This is a genomic window from Peribacillus sp. P4_C12 (assembly GCF_056402095.1).
In genome coordinates, this window is the sequence record NZ_JBFUIB010000021.1 from 1 (window position 1) to 17,632 (window position 17,632).

At 39.3% G+C, this 17,632-nt stretch carries 12 protein-coding genes; 11 read left to right on the top strand and 1 reads right to left on the bottom strand.

Annotated features, from left to right (window positions below):
* Positions 1 to 1,051: uracil/xanthine transporter (locus tag AC1DUW_RS06540; protein WP_477642228.1), on the top strand; the 1,051-nt coding region annotated here is incomplete at its 5' end.
* 91 nt (positions 1,052 to 1,142) lie between these two features.
* On the opposite strand, the gene AC1DUW_RS06545 is transcribed toward AC1DUW_RS06540, so the two are convergent.
* Positions 1,143 to 1,928, bottom strand: coding sequence for a LuxR C-terminal-related transcriptional regulator (locus AC1DUW_RS06545; RefSeq protein WP_477642229.1), 786 nt, complete (start codon positions 1,926 to 1,928; stop codon positions 1,143 to 1,145).
* Positions 1,929 to 2,663: 735 nt separating this feature from the next.
* On the opposite strand from AC1DUW_RS06545, the gene AC1DUW_RS06550 reads away from it, so the two are divergent.
* The 10 genes from AC1DUW_RS06550 to AC1DUW_RS06595 all read left to right on the top strand — a co-directional run bounded on the left by AC1DUW_RS06550 (position 2,664) and on the right by AC1DUW_RS06595 (position 17,089).
* Positions 2,664 to 4,127: an aldehyde dehydrogenase family protein gene (locus AC1DUW_RS06550; RefSeq protein ID WP_477642230.1), complete on the top strand. Its 1,464-nt coding sequence runs from the start codon at positions 2,664 to 2,666 to the stop codon at positions 4,125 to 4,127.
* Between the two features lie 53 nt (positions 4,128 to 4,180).
* Positions 4,181 to 6,496: a copper amine oxidase gene (locus tag AC1DUW_RS06555; RefSeq protein ID WP_477642231.1), complete on the top strand. Its 2,316-nt coding sequence runs from the start codon at positions 4,181 to 4,183 to the stop codon at positions 6,494 to 6,496.
* A 460-nt stretch (positions 6,497 to 6,956) separates the two neighbouring features.
* Positions 6,957 to 7,211, top strand: coding sequence for a heterocycloanthracin/sonorensin family bacteriocin (locus AC1DUW_RS06560; RefSeq protein ID WP_340455642.1), 255 nt, complete (start codon positions 6,957 to 6,959; stop codon positions 7,209 to 7,211).
* 155 nt (positions 7,212 to 7,366) lie between these two features.
* The gene (locus AC1DUW_RS06565; protein ID WP_477642232.1) at positions 7,367 to 9,319 is read left to right on the top strand and encodes a putative thiazole-containing bacteriocin maturation protein; all 1,953 of its coding nucleotides are present in this window, start codon (positions 7,367 to 7,369) and stop codon (positions 9,317 to 9,319) included.
* Positions 9,316 to 11,259 (top strand): TOMM precursor leader peptide-binding protein, encoded by a 1,944-nt coding sequence (locus tag AC1DUW_RS06570; RefSeq protein ID WP_477642233.1) that lies wholly within the window; start codon positions 9,316 to 9,318, stop codon positions 11,257 to 11,259. Before AC1DUW_RS06565 ends, AC1DUW_RS06570 begins: the two co-directional genes overlap by 4 nt.
* A gap of 22 nt (positions 11,260 to 11,281) precedes the next feature.
* A complete protein-coding gene (locus AC1DUW_RS06575; protein WP_477642234.1) occupies positions 11,282 to 12,847 on the top strand; it encodes a SagB family peptide dehydrogenase in 1,566 nt (521 codons plus the stop codon).
* Between the two features lie 273 nt (positions 12,848 to 13,120).
* Positions 13,121 to 14,551, top strand: coding sequence for a MocR-like pyridoxine biosynthesis transcription factor PdxR (gene pdxR, locus AC1DUW_RS06580; protein WP_053347708.1), 1,431 nt, complete (start codon positions 13,121 to 13,123; stop codon positions 14,549 to 14,551).
* Positions 14,552 to 14,933: 382 nt separating this feature from the next.
* Complete coding sequence (locus AC1DUW_RS06585) at positions 14,934 to 15,917, top strand: carbon-nitrogen hydrolase family protein (RefSeq protein WP_053347707.1); 984 nt, start codon at positions 14,934 to 14,936, stop codon at positions 15,915 to 15,917.
* Between the two features lie 2 nt (positions 15,918 to 15,919).
* Complete coding sequence (locus AC1DUW_RS06590; protein WP_053347706.1) at positions 15,920 to 16,114, top strand: M48 family metalloprotease; 195 nt, start codon at positions 15,920 to 15,922, stop codon at positions 16,112 to 16,114.
* Positions 16,115 to 16,639: 525 nt separating this feature from the next.
* The gene (locus AC1DUW_RS06595) at positions 16,640 to 17,089 is read left to right on the top strand and encodes a YfmQ family protein (protein WP_053347705.1); all 450 of its coding nucleotides are present in this window, start codon (positions 16,640 to 16,642) and stop codon (positions 17,087 to 17,089) included.
* Positions 17,090 to 17,632 lie beyond the last annotated feature (543 nt).

The window sequence follows — 17,632 nt, forward strand, 5'->3', positions numbered from 1 at the left end:
GAATTTGGGATTATCTGCACCATCACTAGGGCTCGGTTATGCCGAAATAGGAGGCGGTATAGCTACAGGACTACTTGCAGCTGGGGTCGTGACCCTAATTATTTCTGCCTTTAACCTGATTTCTTATGTCCAGAAGATTTTCACCCCCATGGTCATGACCGTTTATTTATTCCTTCTGACATTTCAGCTCATTTTCGTCTTTTTTAAAGGGATGCTGGGAATTACAGAGGAAGGGGAAATTAACATCCCGGTCAGTTTCCTATCATTAGGAATTGTCATTTTAGTAAGTATATTAAAGTTAAAAGGATCCAGAAATATTAGCAATTTCTCTATTTTGATCGGAATTATCGTGGGTTGGATTTTTTACTCGTTGCTATTTCCAAATACTGGTTCTGAAATGGGGTCAACAAGTGTCTCTTTTTCATTTTTCCCTTTAGGTGTTCCAAACCTGGAATTCGGTATAATAGCGATTGCTTTTTTTGCAGGATTACTGAATTTGTGTAACACATTCGCTTCCATTCAAGCCGCATCCGAGCTAATGGGAGATGATGCTAGCCACAAGCAATATAGAAATTCTTTATTTATGACTGGCGGTTTTACCATTTTCGCTCCGGTACTGGGCCTTGTTCCGTATACGCCTTTTACCTCATCCATCGGATTTTTGCAAAGTACTCAAATCTATGAGCGGAGGCCTTTTCTAATTGGAGGCATGTTGTTGACCATAATTGGACTCATTCCTCCCTTTATCTCTTTCCTGGCCACCATGCCAATAACCGTCGGGAACGCTGTATTGTTTGTTGCTTACCTTCAACTGTTTGGAACGGCTTTCAATAGCGTCAAGGGTCAGCATTTTACTTCAGACACGATATTTAGGCTTGCAGTACCTGTATTGATTGGAGTGAGTTTGATGAACATCTTGCCCAACGCATTTGCGAACGTTCCCATGCTTTTACAGCCCTTTTTAACAAATGGGCTCATAATGGGAGTATTAATATCGATAGTGTTAGAAAAATCGGTAAACTGGAAGAGTTATGAACAACTACAGAACTAATTGGAATACTTGTAAGACAAATAATTAAAGAATTACATATGCATGAAAACCAGAAGGGTGTTGGGGAACCTTCTGGTTTTTTTGATTGTGTTTAAGGTTTAACAATTTTATAGCACAAACTTGTGCGGTTTGAGACATCAAACTTTCTATAAAGATTTTGCAAATGTCTTTTTACTGTATTAACACTAATAAATAGCTCGCTGGCAATGGTGATATTGGTATGCCCTTTTAGAAGCAGTTGTAATATTTCTGCTTCTTTTAATGTTAAATCTGGTTGTCTGAGATCTTGAGAACTAGCAAGAATCTTATTTTTCACAGGATTAATTAGGTTTTCTTTGGAAACGCTTACAAAAGAACGAGGGAACTCGCTTGTTTTTTGCGATAAGAACCTAGAAATAACCTCTAAACACATAATATCGGACGTACTAAAAGGCTTCTCCTTTTTGGATCTAACGAAGTTCACAACACCTTTAATACTGTTTCTATCATATAAAAAAACACCTACATCATAATAAAATCCATATTTTAACATGAAATCATTGTAGTATACACTTTTTTCATATAATTCAGGCGGAAGTAAATCAAGGTTTTTTATAACCGTTTGTTTACTTGCTTTTTGCATATTATATTTTGGGACTAGCAAATCTAATTGATAAAAGTTATTAAGATAATCATCCACAACATATTTATCTATATTTAACGTAATAGGTTCGAACAAGTCATTATTATCATCACATAACCAAAAAATAGATTGGCAGTAACCAAATAAATTTTCAAAGGTCTGTAGTACTTTTTCACGGAAATTTTCATTTGAAAAAGTTATTTCATCCATAAAAGATAAAATTTTTTTGTAGCTGGGGTTAGACATATCCTTCATAGGCTTTCCTCCATGTTAACTTTTTTTTGATTATATAACATTATTTAATAAAATGAATTACTTTTTGATATAAAATGACCCATTTGGGTAATAGTAAATTTTTTGATTTTTCTGGATAATATAAAATACTTACACGTAATTACAATGTAATAGTTAATAATTTTTTAAAATTAATCTAAGGAGATGAAAGAAACGGAAGTGTGTAAGGTAGGAAAATAAACACCTCCTTATCAAAACTGAATAAGTGGATGCGTAGTACATTTTTAAGTTATTGATTTAAGGTTAATTGAAGGAGAGTAATGTTTATTTATATAACGTTTTTGTAACGGTTGTAAAATTTTTGGTATATTTATGTGTTTTTTAGAGTTACTAATTACTCTATCTCTTGAAAAAAATCAATAAAATAATGGAAGAGGTATGCTTTCATGTACAATTCAGAAATTGAAACGCTAACTCGTGCTGAAATAGAAGCACTATAAATGAGCAGACTTCAGACTACATTAAGACATATCTATCTGAATATAGAGTTTATCGAACGAAGTTTAAAGAGCTAGGGATTACTCCTGATGACATTTACCAAAAAACAAGACTTAAGAGTTCATTATCCATCTTTATAAATCATAAAAATGTAATCGCTTTCCAATGCTGCGTTCAAACAAAGCTAGGAGCTTTTAGCAAATTGTATGGTTAGTAATTTCAAAGTTTTATCAAAAAAATAAATAAGAGGTGGAGAAAATGAAAAAATATCAACTATTTATCGATGGAAAATGGACAGATTCACTCTCAGGGGAAACGTTTGAAACGATTAATCCTGGCACAGGAGAAGTTCATGCCCTTGTTTCACAAGGGGGCGAGGAAGATTTAAACCATGCAGTTAAAGCAGCTCGAAAAGCGTTCGAATCCGGACCATGGGCGACTATGTCTCCAAGTGACCGAGGTAGACTTCTGTATAAAGCAGCTCAGAAAATGTGGGAGAATTCAGACTTTTTAGCGGAAGTAGAATCAAAAGATAATGGTTTACCAATCAATGAAACCAAGCATATAGCTCTTCCTTCTACCATAGATGTACTGGAGTTCTATGCAGGACTTGCAAATAAGGTTCAGGGTGATACATTAGCATCGCCTCACAATCGTTTCAACTACACACTAAAAGAACCATTAGGTGTAATTGGCGCCATTGTCCCTTGGAACTTTCCTTTAATGCTGACGATGTGGAAATTAGCTCCTGCTTTAGCTGCTGGAAATACAATTGTTATTAAGCCAGCAAAAGAAACATCAACAAGTATTTTAGAACTGGCTAAACTGTTCCAAGAAGTCGGTATTCCTGATGGGGTGATTAATATTGTACCCGGTCCAGGTTCAACCGTGGGATCTGCTTTAGCTTCTCATCCCGACGTCGATAAAATTGCTTTTACGGGGTCAACGGACACGGGTCGCTTAATCATGCAAGCAGCTACAAAAAACTTGAAACCAGTTTCGTTAGAACTGGGAGGGAAATCACCTAACATTGTATTTGACGATGCCACCCTTGAAGATGCAGTTAATGGAGCGATGTTTGGCATTTACTTTGCACAAGGCCAAGTTTGTGCTTCTGGTTCTCGTTTATTTGTCCAAGAAAGTATTTATGATAAATTTATGGATCTATTTGCTAGTAAAGTACAATCAATACGAGTAGGAAATCCCCTTGAAGCGACAACACAGATGGGTCCACAAGTTTCAGCACAACAGTTAAAAACGATTGAAAAGTATGTAGCGGTTGGTCTTGAAGAAGGTGCGGAATTAGTGACTGGTGGCCAAAGAGGCAATAAAAATGGATATTATTTCACACCTACCATCTTTGGAGATGTAACCAACGAAATGACGATTGCTCGTGAAGAGATATTTGGACCGGTTGTGTCGGTTATCCGCTTCAAAGATGAAGAGGATGCTCTACGACAAGCAAATGATACTATTTACGGTTTAGCCTCAGGGATATGGACCAATGACTTAAAAAGAGCTCATCGTATGGCACGTGGTATCCAAGCAGGAACTGTCTATGTGAATACGTACAGTATGCTAGATAGTACAACTCCTTTTGGAGGAATGAAGCAAAGTGGATTTGGTAGAGAGTTAGGGGTACAAGCCATGGATATGTATACACACTCAAAGAGTGTATGGATTGATTTAGCTGAAAAAGGCTTAAATTGGTACGGTGGCTAAGACTATTATTTAGCTAATGAAAGTTAAAAATAAAAAATGAAAGGAAACATTCTATGAAAACAAAGCAAAGAACTTTCAAAGCAGCAATTATTGTAATGACTGCACTAACTTTCATATTCTCTCCTTATTCACTAATTCATAAAAACAATGCTTCTGCTCATGGCGGTGAAGTGGAATTAATTAAGTTAGAAACAGCTTTAGACGGTACAGGTGCAACTGTTAAATCTGATTTTTGGAGTTTTTTTACAAAAAAAATTACCATCGAAAAAGATGATACGGTCATAAAAATAAAACCTGATTCTGATAAAGCGTATATTAATGGAAAAGCGATTACACTTGAATCAAACGTGATAGAAAAAGATGAGAAAATCTACGTAACTGATCATTTTGTGAATGAAGTTCTCCCTGACATCAAGCAAACAGCTAAAATAAAAGAAGCTTATCATCCTTTAGATCCTTTAACTCCTAAAGAAATTAAAGCGGTGGTTAATGTAATCAAAGAGGCAGGGAAATATAAAGATACTCTTCGTTTTACAGAAATTACACTGAAGCTTCCCGATAAAAAGAAAGTGTGGGAGTGGGAGTACGATAAAGAGAAAAAAGACAAAGCATTTACAAGAGAAGCAGAGTTCATTGCATTGAATGGCAAACAAGTTATTGAGGGTGAAGTGAATATATCATCAAAAAAACTAGTTTCATGGAATGAAATGGACGGCGTTCATGGCATGTTTATTCTGGATGATTTTGCTACTGTTCAAGGAGCCATTGAAGCAAGTTTAGAATATGCAAAAGCGCTAAAAAAGCGGGGGATAGATGACCCTAAAAAGGTCGTCGCGACCCCGTTAACAGTAGGTTATTTCGATGGTGAAGATAAATTGGAACATGATAAGCGTCTATTGAAAATAGTATCTTATTTGGATACTGGTGATGGGAATTTTTGGGCGCATCCAATTGAAAATCTGGTCGCTGTTGTAGATCTTGAAAAGAAAGCGGTTATTAAAGTAGAAGATGAAGGTGTCATTCCAATCCCGATGCAATTAAACGCATATGATGGTAGAGATTATGAGAAGAAGTCCGATGTAAAACCGCTTAATATTACCGAGCCTGAAGGCAAGAACTATGAAATAAAAGGAAATACGATTAGCTGGCAAAATTGGGATTTCCACTTGCGATTGGATACGCGGGTAGGACCTGTGTTATCAACTGTTACTTATGATGACCAAGGGAAAAAAAGAAAAATTATGTATGAAGGATCGCTGGGTGGGATGATAGTTCCTTACGGAGATCCGGACGTTGGCTGGTACTTCAAGTCCTATTTAGACGCTGGTGAATATGGAATGGGTACATTAACTGCACCGCTAGAACTTGGAGCTGACGTACCAGAAAACGCCGTGCTGCTAGATGCAACAATTGCAGATAATTCGGGCAATCCTTACGTTATTAAAAATGCCATTGCTGTATTTGAACAATATGCGGGGCCAGAATATAAACATGCCGACCTTGCGACATTTAAAGAAGAAAATCAAAGCCGTGAACGCCGTGAATTAGTGGTTCGCTGGGTTAGTACAATAGGAAACTATGATTATATCTTTGATTGGAAGTTATCACAAAATGGAATAATTAATATTGATGTAGGAGCATCCGGTATTGAAGCAGTAAAAGGTGTTAAATCAAAAACAATGCATGACAAAACTGCAAAAGAAGATACAAAATATGGTACTTTGCTTGATAATAATATTGTCGGAACCACTCACCAGCACATTTACAATTTCAGGCTTGACCTAGATGTTGATGGCGAAAGTAATTCCCTAATGGAAATTAATCCAAAGGTAGAAAAAAATCAAGAGGGAGGTCCACGCAAAAGTGTTATGGTAACAGAAGAAAAAACAGTAAAGACGGAGCAAGAGTCGATTCAAAAATTTGATTCTTCCACTATTCGACTGTTCAGTAATCTTAACAAGGAGAATAAGGTAGGAAATCCTGTCTCCTATCAAATCATCCCTTTTGCAGGAGGCACCCACCCGATTGCCAAAGGAGCCTTATTTAGTGATGATGACTGGCTTTTCAAGCGAGTTAACTTCATGGACAAGCAGTTGTGGGTCACAAATTATGACCCGGATGAGCGATATCCGGAAGGTAAATATCCGAACCGCAGCAAAACCGATACAGGATTAGGAAAATATTCGGCAGACAACGGTTCCATTGAAAATACAGATAATGTGGTATGGATGACTACAGGTGCAACTCATATAGCACGAGCTGAAGAATGGCCAATGATGCCAACAGAATGGGTACACGCTATGTTAAAACCGTGGAATTTCTTTGATCGTACTCCAACATTAGATTTACCAAAAGAAAATTCAAAATGATTAATTAAAGTCCTTGCATAAGTTAGTGCAAGGGCTTTATTTTGGTCCGAAGCGAGATTGAATTCATACATAAATTGTTTTGAGTACCATCATTATTCATAGATGAAAAGGATATTGAGATTCTATGTTTCTAACTTGCACCAGAGCGATTTTCGAGTTGATAAGCTAAGTCCCTACTCTAGGCTTGCTAACTTAGTCCCAGCTTTTTTAGCTTTGTCTCTAAGTTTTCATTTGTACTAAGCCACGTATTAATAAAGTGATTATCCCTGTTTCCTCTTGAACCGTTTTATAAAGATTCAATAAAAATAGGCTTTTGAATCAGTAACAATCCCCATTCCCCTTACATATTTTGTTGGAGGGAGTACACGACGTGGATTCCCAGACAATTTCGGTCCGATTTTCTTTCCTGTTATTAAGTACTAAGCATTACCTTATTAATGAATATATGGAGGTTATATAAATGTATGAGTTTCAAAATCAATTGCAAATGTTGAATGTTGACGATTTTCAGGTAAGCCAGCCGGTTCTTTGGGAACAAAATCAGCAACCATATATGGAAGATTCTCGTCTGATTGGTTTCGGTTTTGGTTGTTTTGGATGTCTTGGTTGCTTTATTGGGGGCTGTGGGTTCGGTCGTTGCGGTGGTTGCGGTGGTTGCGGTTTTCGTTGCGGCGGTTGCGGTCGTTGCGGCGGCTGCGGACGTTGCGGTCGTTAAGAGTTCAGGTTTTCTAAAGAGAAGGAGATGTCCCTGCATTGATGTTGCAGGGACTTTTCTTTGAAAGATTAGACATAAGAGACAAATTGTCATACATAGGATTAAAGTGAAGTGCTGAAGCAGAACTAGAAAAGCTTCGGGTTAGGAGGACCGGAATGGAAAATATGACCCCTTCTATGCGTCTGAAAGTGAAAAGGGACACGTTTTTTCTCCCTGAACCAAACAGAGGTGTGTATTTCAGGAATAACATAAGTTCGTTCCGTATGGAGGGCAGTACGATTGTTCCGTGGATTGAAAAGCTATTACCGATGTTCAATGGGGACCATACATTGAGTGAATTGACTGAAGGATTGCCAGGTCCGTACCGAAATCGAGTGTTCGAAATTGCAGAGGTTTTATATAAAAACGGGTTTGTTCGGGATGTAAGTCAAGATCGACCGCATGAACTGTCGGAACAGGTTCTTAAAAAGTATGATTCTCAAATAGAGTTTTTGGACAGTTTTGGGGGTTCGGGCACATACCGTTTTCAAGGCTTTCGCCAAGTAAAAGTATTGGCTATTGGTTCTGGTCCCTTTTTTATTTCGTTGGTTTCTGCATTAATGGAAGCTGGATTACCCACATTCCATGTTTTCATTACAGACTCGGTACCAACTGATAGACAGCGGTTGAAGGAGCTCGTGGCACATGCACGGAAGACAGACTCCGATGTAGCCGTAGATGAGGTCCAGCTGGAGAGAGAGGGCGGTTCTTCTTGGCAAGAGATTGTACAGCCGTTTGATTCGATATTGTATGTGTCACAAGAAGGTGCTGTAGAGGAATTACAAGAACTTCATTCGGTTTGTAGGCAAGAGAAAAAAATGTTTCTCCCTGCAATAAGTCTAAATCAAGTAGGATTGGCAGGCCCGCTGGTGAATCCGGATTCTATTGCGTGTTGGGAGTCTTCATGGCGTCGAATACACGAGTCTGTACTGAGTAAAAATCAGCATGTCTCCGCCTTTTCATCCACAGCAGGAGCGATGTTGGCCAATGTGATGGTATTTGAATTTTTTAAAGAAACGACAGAAGTGAACGAATCGAGGCAAAATAATCAATTCTACCTGCTTAATATGGAAACATTGGAGGGAAACTGGCATTCATTCATGCCTCACCCGCTGGTGATTGGAAATACGGCAGCAAAATGGGTTCAGGATTTCGGTCAGCGTCTCGAACAGAAATTGGGTAGCGATGAGCAGGGGAAATTATTTTTGGGTTTCAGCAGATTGACATCGGTACAGTCAGGAATTTTCCATCGTTGGGATGAGGGAGATCTTAAGCAGTTGCCGCTGGCTCAATGCCGAGTTCAGGTGGCTGATCCATTGTCAGAGGGACCATGCGAGCTGCAGCCAGAAATAATCTGTTCCGATTTGACGCATGAAGAAGCAAGGAGGGAAGCGGGCCTTGTAGGGATTGAAGCGTATGTGTCCCCAACAGTCAAACAGCTCGTAACGACTTTATCGCCGTTCCAGGGAGTAGAGAAAGTGCAGGGGTTTGTCGGTATTGGTGCAGGGGAAACGTTCGCGGAATGCATGTGCCGAGGATTGCAAAGGTGTTTAGATGATGAGTTAAACAAGCAGCCATTCAATCAAGAGAATATTGTTGCCAAGGTGAAGTTGGACGCGGTAAAAGATGAACGCTGCCGGTATTTCTTGCAGGCACTGACCACGCTGCAAGGTGAACCAATCATTGGCTTAGGAGGGGAAATATCCGGTTTCCCTGTGGTATGGGTCTTTTCGGGTGATGACTGGTCTGGTTCTGTCGGTTTGAATATAACAATGGCATTGCGAAATGCGTTACAGCAGGCCGTTACGAAAGCCCAAAATCAAACAGTTTGCCCCACAACGGAAGAGGTAGAAGGTTCACGCTTGCTTCAGGAAGGCAAACCGCCGCTAAAGCTTGTGATTCCTGCGTACGAGGTGACAGCGCATTCTGAGGTTTTTCAGTCTGCCATGCAAGTTTTGGAAAGGAATAAAAAGCGAATCTGTGTTTTCGAACTAGAGTTGGAATCGTTTTTGAAAGAAGAACTGGCAGGGGTGTTTGGGGTGTTGTTGCGAGAGGAGGAATCAGGGTGAAAGCTGGCGTATTGGTTGTCGGAGAAGGAGTGTTGGCTGACCATGTTTATGGAGACCTGTCCGGCCAATACCAGGTCACTCACCAAACCGATTTCGAGGCAGGAATACCGCAAACGACTGCTATGGTTCTGGTGTTACAAGATGCTTGGAATCCTATTGCCCATCAAAAGGCAGAAGAGATGTTACGGCCAACGGGCATTCCTTGGCTGCGGGGCTTCGTTTCATTTGGAGAAGGAATAATCGGTCCGCTGGTACGCCCGGACACTCAGGGGTGTTCTCAGTGTGCAGATTTAAGGCATCTCATGGCAGGACGTGATCGTAAAGAGATGTGGGAAATTCGCAAGCAGTTACAAGAAAAAGGAGGAATACAGCGTGATGTGGCGGCATCACGTACAGGACTTATGCAGATGGCTCACCTGATAGGCGCCGAGGTAGGGAGGGTAATGAAAGGTGATCACCCTCATTCGGAAGGAAGGGTTGCATTAATCAACCTGAAAACACTGAATAGTTCATGGCATTCTTTTTTACCTGATCCGCTGTGTGCAGTTTGCAGCGAATTACCTGAAGACTCGCCAGAACTGGCTCGTATTTCATTACAATCAAGTCCGAAAATCAGTCCCGACAGTTACCGCTGTCGTTCGATGGAGGATTTGAGTAAAGTATTAGCCAAAGATTATTTGGACCACCGCATGGGATTTTTGAATAATAAAATGTATGATCTTGTGCCTCCATTTGCTGATGTAAGTGTTAATCTGCCTTTGTTCATTGGAGATGAGGGAGCTGCAGGTCGGACTCTCTCATACGCCGTAAGTGAGATGACGGCTATATTGGAGGGCTTGGAAAGGTATTGTGGGATGGAGCCCCGTGGCAAACGGACAGTAATCCATGACAGCTATCGTAATTTGAAAGATCATGCACTTAATCCTACCAAGGTAGGCGTACACGCCAAGGAACAATATGCAAAGTCTGATTTTCCGTTTCCACCGTTTAATCCTGATCGCTCAATAGATTGGGTATGGGGCCATTCATTTCTGCAGGAGCGTCCGATCCTTGTTCCGGAGTTACTTTCTTATTACAGCTTAGGCTGCGGGGAAGGATTTGTTTATGAAACCTCCAATGGCTGCGCTTTAGGTGGAAGTTTGGAGGAGGCTATTTTCTACGGCATTATGGAAGTGGTGGAGCGTGATTCGTTTCTGTTGACTTGGTACGCGCAGTTGTCTCTCCCACGTCTTGACCCTTATTCTGCAAATGACAAAGAACTGGAGTTGATGATTGACCGGGCAAGGGCTGCGGCGGGATATGATATTTATTTGTATAATTCGACAATGGAACACGGCATTCCAAGCGTATGGGCGATGGCGAAAAACAGGAAGCAAAAAGGCTTGAATATCATATGTGCGGCCGGAGCTCATCTTGATCCGATAAGGGCGGTGAAAAGCGCAGTTTTCGAGTTGGCTGGCATGATGCTGACTCTTGACGAGAAAATGGAGGAGGACCAAGAGGAGATTGAAAAAATGCTGCATGATTCCTCGCTGGTGCAGAAGATGGATGATCATGGAATGCTGTATGGCTTGCTACAAGCTGAAGAACGCTTGCAGTTCTTATTGGATGATAATCGTCCATTGAGAACATTTGATGAGGAATTCAAGCAAAAGGCGAATCATCCAGATTTGACTGATGATTTGCAAGATATTCTTCAAGAATTTCGCCGATTGAAACTTGAGGTGATTGTGGTAGATCAGACGACTCCGGAAATCAAACGAAACGGATTACATTGCGTAAAGGTGGTGATTCCAGGAATGCTGCCGATGACATTCGGACATCATCTTACCCGTACAACTGGGCTGGAGAGGGTATTGAAGGTTCCAATGGAACTCGGATATGCAAAACAACCGCTAAAACCTGAACAGCTCAACCCACATCCGCACCCGTTTCCCTAAGCGGTGACTAGGAGGTAGGAGGATGAGTCTAGACACATTTCTTCACAATCTACATTTTGACGTTGAGAAGGCAAGTCCACCAGATTGGGTGGTGGATTGGAATGATGCACCGCTTACGTATAAGCTCTACCGTGATAGACCAGTGTTTCCTTTATCCATGGAGGTGCCGCTGACGCTTGAAGAAGGGGCAACGCCTTCGAACCCTGACTGCGATAGAATCGGTCATTTTCTCTGGTATGTATTCGGACTTACACAAGTAAGTCAGACTTTGGGTTCTGCAGATCAGGCGGATCTCATGCAATCCTTTCGGCGTTTTGCTCCTTCAGGAGGAGCGTTGTATCCAAACGAATTATACGTGTATTTGAAGATGGAGAAGTTGCCTGCAGGTGTGTACCATTATGATGTGGCACATCATCGATTGGTGTTGTTGCGCGAAGGCAATTTTGATGAATATTTAGAACAGGCTCTTGGGAATCGGTGTGACATCTCATCCTGTTTTGGCACTGTTTTTGTATCGACCATGTTTTGGAAAAATTTCTATAAATACAATAATTTTTCATACCGTCTGCAAGGATTGGATGCTGGAGTGCTGATTGGACAGTTGCTAGAAGTGGCAAAACGGTTTGGCTTTACATCCATGGTATACTTCCAATTTTTAGATCGTGCCATCAATCATTTGCTTGGGTTATCCGAAGAAGAAGAGAGCACGTATGCGGTGATTCCCTTATCTGTGGAACCGATTCACTCGTTTGCAAATGTAGGCAACACAGGCGGGTTTGTCTCTTCAAAAGAATTATACAGGGAATTGACAACGATTCAGTGTAATCACTATGTTCGGTCACTGAAGATTAAAGAGTATCCGATGTTAACCAAAATGAATGCAGCATCCATGATGGAGTCAACAGAGTCGTTTCGACCAATGAAAGCAATGAAAGGAAGGAATTGTGAGGGAATCGAGATCGATCTGCCATCTACGAAGCGATTGTCGTATGATTTGGCTTCGGTTTGCCGAAAGCGATTTTCACCGGAAATGGATTTCGTTTTGGGAAAGGTAAGTCAAACACAACTAGCCACACTTCTTCAGGAGGCGACGGCTTCCTTTTCCTATCGAAATGATTTGGATGAAACAGATACAAAGCAAAATCCGCGTGTTTCCTTGTATGGCTGTTTATATAATGTAGAAGACATACCTGATGGAGCTTATCAATATGACAGCATGGATCATGTGTTACGTCAGATACAGCCCGGAGATCATCGGATTCCGTTGCAATACGGAATGTCGCTGGATAATGTGAATTTGCAGCAAATACCGCTCTGCCTTCATGTAGCGGGTAATAAGGATCACTACAAACCGGAACTAGGTTATAGAGGATATCGAATCCAGCAAATGGAAGCAGGTATACTCGTACAACGATTACTTATAGCGGCTTCAGCACTCGGGATGAATGGTCACCCCCTACTCGGATTTGATGTGAACGTGTGTGATGACATTTACAAGATGGAAAATCACGGAAAAACAAGCCTCATCCAAATTCCAATCGGTCCCTATCGACAGCGCCCATGGCTGAAAGGAAGTTTGCGTAGTTAATAGAATGTATCATTCTTAATAAGCTAAAGCCTCCATTCCTTTTAAGGGATAGAGGCCATTTTTTGTTTTGGGAGGGAAATCCAATGAGTTTGGGAAAATGGATGAAACTCACCAAATGTTGTGAACCTCTATCCCGATCGTGCAATAATCTTGATTGAGGATTATACTGACATAAAAAGGTTTATCCACTTAAGGGAATAAATAAGGATATAAAGTTAATAATTTTAAATAATTTGTTGAGTTTTTAACAAACAACGTTAAAGGATGTAGCTTATGGAATGGAGAACGGATAGGAAATCCAAGGAGCCTTTATATAAACAAATAGCTGGTTATATTGAGAGTGGTATTGCTGATGGGACATTTTTACTAGATAAGCCATTACCTTCTGAGCGCTTCTTGGCACATGAACTGGGGGTTAACAGAAGTACAGTTGTAGCAGCTTATGATGAATTGGAAGCAAATGGGCTGGTTGAACGAAAAAAAGGAAGCGGAACGATGATCAGCAAGGATATATGGGGAATCAACAGAAAACGTATACCTAGTTGGAATAGATATATCGAAGCTGGTTCATTTTTACCCAATTTGCCGGTAACCCAAAGAATACGTAAAGAAACGGAAGGGCATAACCTTATAAACTTAGCTAGTGGAGAGGTATCAGAAGACTTATTTCCAGTCGAATCCTTACGTGAAATCATTTCGAATAGGTCTTTTATTGGTAGTTTAGGTTATGATCATCCCCAGGGTAATGCGATTTTAAGGGACACAATAACCAATCATGTTAAACAGTATAGAAGAATTGATACTCATCCATCTTCCATACTAATTACTTCTGGTGCACAACAAGCCATACATCTCGTTGTCCAATGCTTGTTAAAACCAGGCGATGCCGTTGCGTTGGAAGATCCATCATACAGTTACAACCTTCCCATTTTTCAATCCGCAGGACTAAGAACATTTCTTTTACCAGTTGATAAGGATGGCATCAACCCAGAGGATTTACTAGCACTACATAAAAAACATCGAATCAGGATGATATTTTTGAACCCTGTTTTTCAAAACCCAACAGGAACTGTACTTCATATCAACCGTCGTAAAAGGATTCTAGAGCTTTCATCCGAATATGGCATACCGGTTATAGAAGACGATCCTTATAGTTTAACTTCCTTTACTGGGGAGGAAATCTCTACTCTAAAATCGATGGACAACAACGGAAATGTTTTATATATAAGCTCTTTGTCAAAAATTGTTGCTTCTGGTTTAAGAATTGGCTGGATTATAGGACCGAAATCAGTAATAGAGAGGCTCTCTGATGCTAAGCAACAGGTTGACTTCGGCCATGGCTCATTCACTCAATGGATAGCAAACGATTTTCTTGAATCAGAGCATTTCCCTACTCATATTACCTACTTAAGAGAGCAGCTAGAAAGAAGAAGGGATGCAATGGTGTCGAGTCTTCAACAATTTCTAAATAACAAAGTTGAGTATTATTCGCCAAATGGTGGTATTCATTTGTGGTGTAAGTTGAAAGTACAATTAAACGAAATAAAATTACTAGAGGAGTCTATCAAAAGAGGAGTCATTTACGTTCCCGGTTCAACATTGGGAACAAACAAGGAATATATTCGCTTTACCTTTGCGAGAGAAAACGAGGAATCCATTCAAGAAGGGATCAAAAGATTTGCAGATGCTGTAAGGAGCTTATAGCTGTGTGCTCAAATACTCTCGAGTGAATCATGACAAAGTCATGATTCTTTTTTTGTCTTTTCAAAGAAGTAAGTTAGGTTAGAGGTGCCACAAGCCGTGGTATCTTAGCCGTTCCTTCAGAGGTGCTTTTACCTTTTTATGTATATTAATAAAAGAGTTCAACAAGTGGAGGGTGGAAATATTACAAGATTGGATGGTCATAAATTCGGTCGTTCTTTTATTATAGAGAAGTAGGGCTCATTCTAAAATATATACACCGTAAAAGCTAAGAGCTTGTAAATTATTTCATATACACTGAATGTTTTATGTTATTTATAAATGATCAAATTTTAAAGAAAATATAACAAAGGTATTGTTGCACTTTAGTAGAGGAGGTACAGGGATGGAGAACAAAGAGAATGTCCGAGTAGCTGTTGTCCAGGCTGCTTCCGTCATAATGGATAAAAAGGCAAGTGTGAAAAAAGCCATTGATCTTATTCACGAGGCTGCAAGTAAAGGAGCTAATATAGTCGTTTTCCCGGAAGCGTTCATCCCTGCGTATCCAAGAGGGCTTTCATTCGGAACAAAAATTGGCAGCCGTTCTCAATCAGGAAGAGAGGATTGGTATCGTTATTGGGATAATTCTATACTTGTACCAGGGGAAGAAACGAATTTATTATGTTCAGCTGCCCGTAAAGCTAATATTTATCTTGTTATTGGAGTAATAGAAAGGGATTCTGAGAATAGCGGTGGAACTCTCTATTGCACAGTGCTTTTTATTGGTCCGGACGGATTGATTTTAGGAAAACATCGTAAACTTAAACCTACGGCCTCAGAAAGAATTGTATGGGGCGAAGGAGATGGTAGCACTTTACCTGTTTTTGATACTCCATATGGAAAGATTGGGGCGCTTATTTGTTGGGAAAATTATATGCCATTAGCAAGGAGCGCCATGTATGCACAGGGCATACAACTTTATATTGCTCCAACAGCTGATTCAAGGGACTCCTGGCAATCTACTATTCGTCATATTGCTATGGAAGGAAGGTGCTTTGTTTTGTCATGTAATCAATATGTAACAAAGGATATGTATCCTAAGGACTTGGCCTGCTATGATGAATTAGAGACTTCCCCCAATGAAATGTGCCGGGGAGGAAGCGCAATTATTAATCCTTTTGGTGAATATGTCTATGAACCAGTGTATGGTGAAGAAGCAATACTAATTAGTGATTTGAACCTTAAACAAATAGCATACAGCCAATTTGACTTTGATCCAGTTGGTCATTACAGCAGACCTGATATATTTACATTACACATCAATAATGAGAATCGGAATAATGTCAAATGGTTAAAGGATATAAATACTAATAATATTGGAGGCGTATGACGATGATGATTAGTGTAATATTAGTAGTAGCCATTAGTTTAGTTGCCTTAGTTAGTACCATTTCATTAATGGGGAAGGGTGATAGTAATTACTCTTCAGCTACAAAAGGGAATTTGTTGAATCTTAGTTATATTTATATTGGTCTTGCACTAGTATTAACTGTAGGCATCTTCTACTTCATAATAAAATTAGCATGAATTATTGTTTAAGGTATACCGTAAATAAGTATTTTTATAAATGTATAAAGCACTTCTAAAAAATCAAATCTTGAGGTTTTTTATAGTTCATTTATGGCTAAGATTTGGATTAATAGCATGAAGCAGAGGTTAACTAATTTGGATTTTTTCTAAAAAAATAAAGTGGATGGTCAAAATACCAGCCAAGTGGATGGTTTAATTTCATCCAATTTTATTATGATAGAATTATCAACTTATAACCAACTTGCTAGTTGCTGATTATTGACAGAATGGAGATGAAAAGACAGGAGAGAAATATAGGCTTAATTGTATAAAGGTCATGTTTGTTCGAGTGAAGTACATGACACTAACTATTTGTGAATTAGTTCACAAATGTGACGAAATTGTGAACTTAACTTACTGGTCTCTAGTTTAAGTACAACTTTTCACTAAAAGTGAAACGTTAATAGAACGGTCACTTCTAAGAAAAACTGTCCGCCTCTTGGATATAACAATTAATTTATTACGTAGCGGAGATGATGAAATATGACATTGCCTATTTTGATTTTAACAATTCTCTTAGCCTTGTTAAAAATATTAGTTACCTGTCTTCCAACCGATGCAGTGAATTGGATTATCAGCAAATTTAARCTGCATTCAGAACTTAGTGACGCGAATGCCATCGTAACCATTGACGGAAAACGCTTGGAAGGTGAAGACAAGATTCAAGTTATTAATTATTTTAACAAAGCGAAATTTTTGAAAAAAAATCATATATTTCCAGGGAACGAGCAATTATTTTTGCATCCAGAGAACGGTGGGACTCCATTAGTCATTGATACTAAAAGAGGCAAAATGGATGTTAGATTATTTGTGTACATTTACAACGACCACGTGGATGTAGTTAAACAGTACAAGAAGAAATTAATTGCGTATAGTCTGCTTTCCGATAGCCTCCAAGAACGTTCTATGCCAGTAATAAGGGATATAGTTTAAAAGGAACTGCACCCCAATTGTTAGACACCGTCTAACAATTGGAGGTGTAGTTTTTTTATGACAAATTATTCATTTTTTGAAAATTAAAGCTGTTTTTGCTTATTTAGAAGGAACGGAGTCATTAAAATCCGTCGTAAATATATTTAATGTTAGTTTAACTCCAGTATTATGAATAGTATCGAATGTGACCTTCTGTCAGGTTTAGCTAACAAAAACATACTGAAAACCTACAGCCCTATGATACATATCACTAACAACTACAATTGCCCTGTTTTCTACAATTTTTAAAGCTGTAGTTGTATGGACGTTATAGGGGGGATTCGCTATGATTAAGGTTGAAATCCACATTTTGGGTGATTATACTGATATATAGTTGTAAATAAAATCACAAAAATACCCAAATGATTTTTAGTATAATTCGGGTATTGGTTGGTAAATGTTCTTTTTCTGAAGAAAAAACATTTTTTTTGTTGAAAATCCGAATATTATCTTGTGTAATTCACAAAAAGTATATATAATTACCACAAACAACAGGTTTGGCAG